Annotated in this window: 9 protein-coding genes; 7 read left to right on the top strand and 2 right to left on the bottom strand. The window is 73.4% G+C overall.

Annotated features, from left to right (window positions below; genetic code table 11):
• A partial coding sequence (locus LE181_RS23360; protein ID WP_225663454.1) for a pseudouridine synthase occupies nucleotides 1–886 on the top strand: 886 nt, incomplete at its 5' end.
• A 61-nt stretch (nucleotides 887–947) separates the two neighbouring features.
• Here the strand turns inward: LE181_RS23360 and LE181_RS23355 are convergent.
• On the bottom strand, nucleotides 948–1,310 hold the full coding sequence (locus LE181_RS23355; RefSeq protein ID WP_225663453.1) for a DUF952 domain-containing protein: 363 nt from the start codon (nucleotides 1,308–1,310) through the stop codon (nucleotides 948–950).
• A gap of 64 nt (nucleotides 1,311–1,374) precedes the next feature.
• On the opposite strand from LE181_RS23355, the gene LE181_RS23350 reads away from it, so the two are divergent.
• From LE181_RS23350 to LE181_RS32695, 6 genes are all read left to right on the top strand, one after another.
• Nucleotides 1,375–2,460, top strand: a complete 1,086-nt coding sequence (locus LE181_RS23350; RefSeq protein ID WP_225663452.1) for a prephenate dehydrogenase — start codon at nucleotides 1,375–1,377, stop codon at nucleotides 2,458–2,460.
• Nucleotides 2,461–2,570: 110 nt separating this feature from the next.
• The gene (gene cmk / locus LE181_RS23345) at nucleotides 2,571–3,272 is read left to right on the top strand and encodes a (d)CMP kinase (RefSeq protein WP_225663451.1); all 702 of its coding nucleotides are present in this window, start codon (nucleotides 2,571–2,573) and stop codon (nucleotides 3,270–3,272) included.
• A 44-nt stretch (nucleotides 3,273–3,316) separates the two neighbouring features.
• A complete protein-coding gene (locus LE181_RS23340) occupies nucleotides 3,317–3,904 on the top strand; it encodes a lysophospholipid acyltransferase family protein (protein WP_225663457.1) in 588 nt (195 codons plus the stop codon).
• Nucleotides 3,905–3,968: 64 nt separating this feature from the next.
• On the top strand, nucleotides 3,969–5,429 hold the full coding sequence (gene der, locus LE181_RS23335) for a ribosome biogenesis GTPase Der (protein ID WP_225663450.1): 1,461 nt from the start codon (nucleotides 3,969–3,971) through the stop codon (nucleotides 5,427–5,429).
• On the top strand, nucleotides 5,353–5,601 hold the full coding sequence (locus LE181_RS32700) for a hypothetical protein (RefSeq protein WP_372458473.1): 249 nt from the start codon (nucleotides 5,353–5,355) through the stop codon (nucleotides 5,599–5,601). The genes der and LE181_RS32700 overlap by 77 nt, the downstream gene beginning before the upstream one ends.
• Nucleotides 5,525–5,773 carry a hypothetical protein gene (locus LE181_RS32695; RefSeq protein WP_372458473.1) on the top strand — a complete coding sequence of 83 codons (249 nt, stop codon included), beginning with the start codon at nucleotides 5,525–5,527 and terminating at the stop codon, nucleotides 5,771–5,773. Before LE181_RS32700 ends, LE181_RS32695 begins: the two co-directional genes overlap by 77 nt.
• Nucleotides 5,774–5,864: 91 nt before the next feature.
• Here LE181_RS32695 and LE181_RS23320 read toward each other — a convergent pair whose 3' ends face one another.
• The gene (locus tag LE181_RS23320; protein WP_225663448.1) at nucleotides 5,865–6,182 is read right to left on the bottom strand and encodes a hypothetical protein; all 318 of its coding nucleotides are present in this window, start codon (nucleotides 6,180–6,182) and stop codon (nucleotides 5,865–5,867) included.
• Nucleotides 6,183–6,212 lie beyond the last annotated feature (30 nt).

The following is a 6,212-nucleotide window of genomic DNA, read 5'->3' as shown; positions in this document are numbered from 1 at the left end:
CCGGCGGAGCACCACGGCCGGCGGCCGCGGCGCCGCGCCCGGGCGCGGCCAGCGGTCCGCCCCCGCCCGCCCGCGCGAGCTCGACGCCAAGATCGAGGAGCGCAACCGGGAGCGGCACAACAAGCCGCAGATCAAGACGCCCAAGACCTTCCCGGGCGCCGAGCAGGAGGGTGAGCGCCTGCAGAAGGTGCTCGCCCGGGCCGGCATGGGCTCGCGCCGCGCGTGCGAAGAGCTGATCGAGATGGCCCGCGTCGAGGTCAACGGCCGGATCGTCACCGAGCAGGGCCTGCGCGTCGACCCCGAGAAGGACGAGATCAAGGTCGACGGCCTGACCGTCGCCACCCAGTCCTACCTCTTCTTCGCGCTCAACAAGCCCGCCGGCGTCGTCTCCACCATGGAGGACCCGGACGGCCGCCAGTGCCTCGGCGACTACGTCACCAACCGCGAGACGCGCCTGTTCCACGTCGGCCGGCTCGACACGGAGACCGAGGGCATCATCCTGCTCACCAACCACGGTGAGCTGGCCCACCGCCTGACGCACCCGCGGTACGGCGTGCAGAAGACGTACCTGGCCGCCATCACCGGGCCGCTGCCGCGCGACATCGGCAAGCAGCTCAAGAGCGGCATCGAGTTGGAGGACGGCTGGGCCCGCGCGGACAACTTCCGCGTCATCCAGCAGACCGGCAAGAACTACCTGGTCGAGGTCACCCTCCACGAGGGCCGCAAGCACATCGTCCGCCGCATGCTGGCCGAGGCCGGCTTCCCGGTCGAGAAGCTCGTCCGCACGGCCTTCGGCCCGATCTCCCTGGGCGACCAGAAGTCCGGCTGGCTGCGCCGCCTGACCAACACCGAGGTCGGCATGCTCATGCGCGAGGTCGACCTGTAGGACCCGTCTGCTCGTGGGACCCTCCGCCGGACGGGCTGCGCGCCGCAGCCCGTCCGACGGCCTACGACCAGACGGCCAGGCCCGTGGCCCGGCCCTCCTCGTCGCGCTGGATCTCCATCATCCCGTCGACCGCGTCGCGGGTGATGCGCCCGAACACGTGAGGGAAGAGGACGTCCGGGGCGACCCCGGGCGGCGGGGCCGGCGCGGCGGCCTCCCAGCGGACCATCACGTCCAGCTTGTGCTCGTCGATCAGCAGGGCCATCAGCGGGCCCGGCACGTCCCGGTAGAACGCCGTCGCCACCGCGAGCGTGGTCGCCTCGTCGGGGGAGCAGTGGACGAAGCCCTCCTCGGCGAGGGACGCGGGGGAGTAGGGGCGGTCCGGCACGGCCAGCCAGTCGTCCAGGGGCACCACATGAAAGATCATGAGCACGGTTCTACCCGACGAGGGCCCCGCCCGTCCCGGGCGGCGGGCTGACTAGGCTGGGGCCGTGAGAACCGCCCTTGTCATCGGAACCGGACTGATCGGCACGTCCGTCGCCCTCGCCCTGGCCGGCCGCGGCATCCAGGTGCACCTGATGGACCACGACCCCGCCCAGGCCCGTACGGCCGCCGCCCGCGGCGCCGGCACGGACCAGGCCCCCGAGGGGCCCGTGGACCTCGCCGTCGTCGCCGTACCGCCCGCGCACGTCGCCGGCACCCTGGCGAAGGCGATCGGGGCCGGCTTCGCCCGCGCCTATCTGGACGTCGCCAGCGTCAAGGGCGGCCCGCGCCGCGAGCTGGAGGAGCTCGGCTGCGACCTCAGCGGGTACCTCGGCACCCACCCGATGGCCGGCCGGGAGCGCTCCGGCCCCCTGGCCGCCACAGCCGACCTCTTCGAGGGCCGGCCCTGGGTGCTCACCCCCACCCCGGCGACCGACACCGAGGTCCTCAACATCGCTCTCGAACTCGTCGCCCTGTGCCGTGCGGTCCCCGTCGTCATGGACGCCGACGCCCACGACCGGGCCGTCGCGCTCGTCTCGCACACCCCCCAGCTGCTCTCCAGCATGGTCGCCGCCCGCCTGAAGGAGGCCGACGAGACGGCCGTGCGCCTGTGCGGCCAGGGCATCCGCGACGTGACCCGCATCGCGGCCTCCGACCCGCGCATGTGGATCGACATCCTCTCCGCCAACCCCGGGCCCGTCGCCGACGTCCTGGCGGCCGTCGCGGCCGACCTCGACGAGACCGTGCGGGCCCTGCGCGCCCTGGACTCCTCGGACGAGGACCAGCGCATCGGCGGCGCGGCGGGCATCGAGGACGTGCTGCGGCGCGGCAACGCAGGCCGCTCCCGGGTCCCCGGCAAGCACGGCGCGGCCCCGGCGGCCTACGAGAGCGTGACCGTCCTCATCGGCGACCAGCCCGGCGAGCTGGCCCGGATCTTCGCCGACGCCGGCCGGGCCGGCGTCAACGTCGAGGACGTCCGCATCGAGCACGCCACCGGCCAGCAGGCCGGTCTGATCCAGCTGATGGTCGAGCCCTCGGCCGTCGCCGGGCTGACCGCGACCCTGCGCGACCAGGGCTGGGCGGTGCGCCAGTAGCCGCCGGAACCGCACGGCTGCGCGGGGCGGTCCGGTGAGCCAGTAACCTTGGGTGGGCCTGATAGGGCCCGTACGCCCCCGCCCCGTGCACAAGGAAGGTCTCAGACACCGTGGAAACCGCCGCCCGGACCGCCCCGGCAGCTGTCATCGTCGGCATCGACGGCCCTTCCGGCACGGGCAAGTCCAGCACTTCCAAGGCCGTGGCCGCCAAGCTCGGCCTGCGCTACCTGGACACCGGCGCCCAGTACCGGGCGATCACCTGGTGGATGCTGAGCAACGGCATCGACGTCGACGACGCCGCGGCCGTGGCCGACGCCGCCGCCAAGCCGGAGATCGTCTCCGGCACCGACCCGTCCGCGCCGACCATCGCGGTCGACGGTGCCGACGCCGCGGCGCCCATCCGCACCCAGGAGGTCACCGCCGCGGTCAGCGCCGTCAGCGCGGTGCCGGAGGTGCGCACCCGGCTGACCGAGCTGCAGCGGGCCATCGCCGCCGAGGCCCCGCACGGCATCGTCGTCGAGGGCCGGGACATCGGCACCACCGTCCTGCCGGACGCCGACCTCAAGATCTACCTGACGGCTTCGCCCGAGGCGCGCGCCGCCCGCCGCAGCGGCGAGCTCAAGGGCAAGGAGGCCGCCGACCTGGCCGCCACCCAGGCCGCGCTGGTCAAGCGGGACGCCGCCGACTCCGGCCGCAAGACCTCCCCGCTGGCCAAGGCCGCCGACGCGATCGAGGTGGACACCACCGAGCTCACGCTGGACCAGGTCATCGAGTGCGTGGTCACGCTCGTAGAGGAGAAGCGGTCGGCGTGACCTCCTCCGGTGCCGCCGTCGGGCGGCGGATCGGCATCGGCCTGATGTACGGGCTGTGGAAGCCGCGTGTGCTGGGCGCCTGGCGGGTGCCCGCCACGGGGCCCTGCATCCTGGCCGTCAACCACACCCACAACATCGACGGCCCGATGCTGATGGGCACCGCGCCGCGGCCCGTGCACTTCCTGGTCAAGAAGGAGGCGTTCGTGGGCCCGCTCGGGCCCTTCCTGCGCTCCATCGGCCAGCTGGAGGTGGACCGCACGGGCGCCGACCGCAACGCCGTCACGGGCGCGCTGGAGGTCCTGCAGCGGGGCGACGTGCTCGGGATCTTCCCCGAGGGCACCCGCGGCGAGGGCGACTTCGCCTCGCTCCGCGCGGGCCTGGCCTACTTCGCCCTGCGGTCCGGGGCCCCGGTCGTGCCGGTGGCCGTCCTGGGCAGCGGCGACCGGCGAGGACGCGTCCTGAAGGGGCTGCCGCCGCTGCGCAGCGGGGTGGACGTGGTCTTCGGGGACCCCTTCGAGGCCGGCGACGGCAGCGGCAGGAGGACCCGCAAGGCGCTGGACGAGGCGACCGTGCGCATCCAGGAGCACCTGGGCGCGCACCTGGCGGACGCCAAGCGGCTGACCGGCCGCTGAACGAGACTTGAGTAGCGGCCCGCAGAGGCGGTCCGCCGATGACGAAGAACGAGGAATTGACTTCATGAACGACCAGATCCACTCCGGCGACGAGCACGGTGAGCTTGGCGACGCCGAGTACGCGGAGTTCATGGAGCTCGCGGCGCAGGAGGGCTTCGACGCCGAGGAGGTCGAGGGCGCGATCGGCGAGGCCGGGCACGGCCCGCTTCCCGTCCTCGCCGTCGTCGGCCGCCCCAACGTCGGCAAGTCGACGCTGGTGAACCGCATCATCGGCCGCCGCGAGGCCGTCGTCGAGGACCGCCCCGGCGTGACCCGCGACCGCGTCACCTACGAGGCCGAATGGGCCGGGCGCCGCTTCAAGGTCGTCGACACCGGCGGCTGGGAGCAGGACGTGCTCGGCATCGACGCGTCCGTCGCCGCCCAGGCGGAGTACGCGATCGAGGCCGCCGACGCGGTGGTCTTCGTCGTGGACGCCACCGTCGGCGCCACCGACACCGACGAGGCCGTCGTCAAGCTGCTGCGCCGCGCGGGCAAGCCCGTCGTGCTGTGCGCCAACAAGGTCGACGGTCCCTCCTCCGAGGCCGACGCCGCCATGCTGTGGTCGCTGGGCCTGGGCGAGCCGATGCCGGTCTCCGCGCTGCACGGCCGCGGCACCGGCGACATGCTCGACGAGGTGCTCAAGGCGCTGCCCGAGGCTCCCGCCCAGACCTTCGGCAACGTCGTCGGCGGCCCCCGTCGCATCGCGCTGATCGGCCGGCCGAACGTCGGCAAGTCCTCGCTGCTGAACAAGGTCGCGGGCGAGGAGCGGGTCGTCGTCAACGAGCTGGCCGGCACCACCCGTGACCCGGTCGACGAGCTCATCGAGCTGGGCGGCACCACCTGGAAGTTCGTGGACACCGCCGGCATCCGCAAGCGCGTCCACCTCCAGGAGGGCGCGGACTACTACGCCTCGCTCCGTACCGCCGCGGCGGTCGAGAAGGCCGAGGTCGCGGTCATCCTGATCGACGCGAGCGAGACCATCTCCGTCCAGGACCAGCGGATCATCACGATGGCCGTCGAGGCCGGCCGTGCGATGGTCATCGCCTACAACAAGTGGGACACCCTCGACGAGGAGCGCCGCTACTACCTGGAGCGGGAGATCGAGACCGAGCTCCAGCAGGTCGCCTGGGCCCCGCGGGTCAACGTCTCGGCGATGACGGGCCGGCACATGGAGAAGCTCGTCCCGGCGATCGAGACGGCGCTGGCGGGCTGGGAGACGCGCGTCCCCACCGGCCGCCTGAACGCGTTCCTCGGCGAGCTGGTGGCCGCGCACCCTCACCCGATCCGCGGCGGCAAGCAGCCCCGCATCCTCTTCGGCACCCAGGCGGGCACCCGCCCGCCGCGCTTCGTGCTCTTCGCCTCCGGCTTCCTGGAGGCCGGCTACCGCCGCTTCGTCGAGCGCCGGCTGCGTGAGGAGTTCGGTTTCGAGGGCACTCCGATCCACCTGTCGGTGCGGGTGCGTGAGAAGCGCGGGCGCAAGAAGTAGGGCGGTTCGCCGGGCCGGCCGGGGGTCCGGGGGTGGTCCCCCGGGTAGGCACAGTCTGGAGGCCGGCTACCGCCGCTTCGTCGAGCGCCGGCTGCGTGAGGAGTTCGGTTTCGAGGGCACTCCGATCCACCTGTCGGTGCGGGTGCGTGAGAAGCGCGGGCGCAAGAAGTAGGGCGGTTCGCCGGGCCGGCCGGGGGTCCGGGGGTGGTCCCCCGGGTAGGCACAGTCTGGAGGCCGGCTACCGCCGCTTCGTCGAGCGCCGGCTGCGTGAGGAGTTCGGTTTCGAGGGCACTCCGATCCACCTGTCGGTGCGGGTGCGTGAGAAGCGCGGGCGCAAGAAGTAGTCGACGCGAACGCCGGGCAGCCCCGGATCCCGCCGGGGTCCGGGGCTTCGTCGTGGAAGCGGGGCCGGGGGAGGTCCGGCCGGTCGTAACGTCAGAAGCCGCGTCCGCGGCCGTCGCGCGGGGCGGGTGGCAGTGCGGGCAGCTGACTGCTCCGCCGGCTGCCGTAGTACGACTCCCAGACCGCGTTGTACCCCGACGGCCCCGGGTACCCCGGCTGCCCCGTGAGCTGCCCGGCGGGGCCGTACCCGCCGTGCTGCGGGCCGAAGCCCTTGAACCTCAGGTCCTCCTCGCCCGACCGGTCACCGGGCAGGGCCCGGAAGGACCGGCGGTATTCGGAGCAGAGGGCGTCGTAGATCGGGGTGACCGAGTCGGCGTGGCCCTCCGCGGAGGCATCGCGGGGTGGCCGCATGCCGGGGATGTGGTTCGGGTACGAGGTCCG

The sequence above is a fragment of the Streptomyces sichuanensis genome, assembly GCF_020328095.1.
Taxonomy (GTDB): domain Bacteria; phylum Actinomycetota; class Actinomycetes; order Streptomycetales; family Streptomycetaceae; genus Streptomyces; species Streptomyces cinnamoneus.
Note: the sequence above shows the minus strand (reverse complement) of the source record. Positions and strands in the feature narration are given on the sequence as shown.

Excerpts from the sequence above, each read along its gene's own strand:
- LE181_RS23355 (WP_225663453.1), bottom strand. The coding sequence starts at position 1,310 with ATGATCTTTCATGTGGTGCCCCTGGACGACTGGCTGGCCGTGCCGGAC.
- LE181_RS23340 (WP_225663457.1), top strand. The coding sequence starts at position 3,317 with ATGTACGGGCTGTGGAAGCCGCGTGTGCTGGGCGCCTGGCGGGTGCCC.
- der (WP_225663450.1), top strand. The coding sequence starts at position 3,969 with ATGAACGACCAGATCCACTCCGGCGACGAGCACGGTGAGCTTGGCGAC.
- LE181_RS23320 (WP_225663448.1), bottom strand. The coding sequence starts at position 6,182 with ATGCGGCCACCCCGCGATGCCTCCGCGGAGGGCCACGCCGACTCGGTC.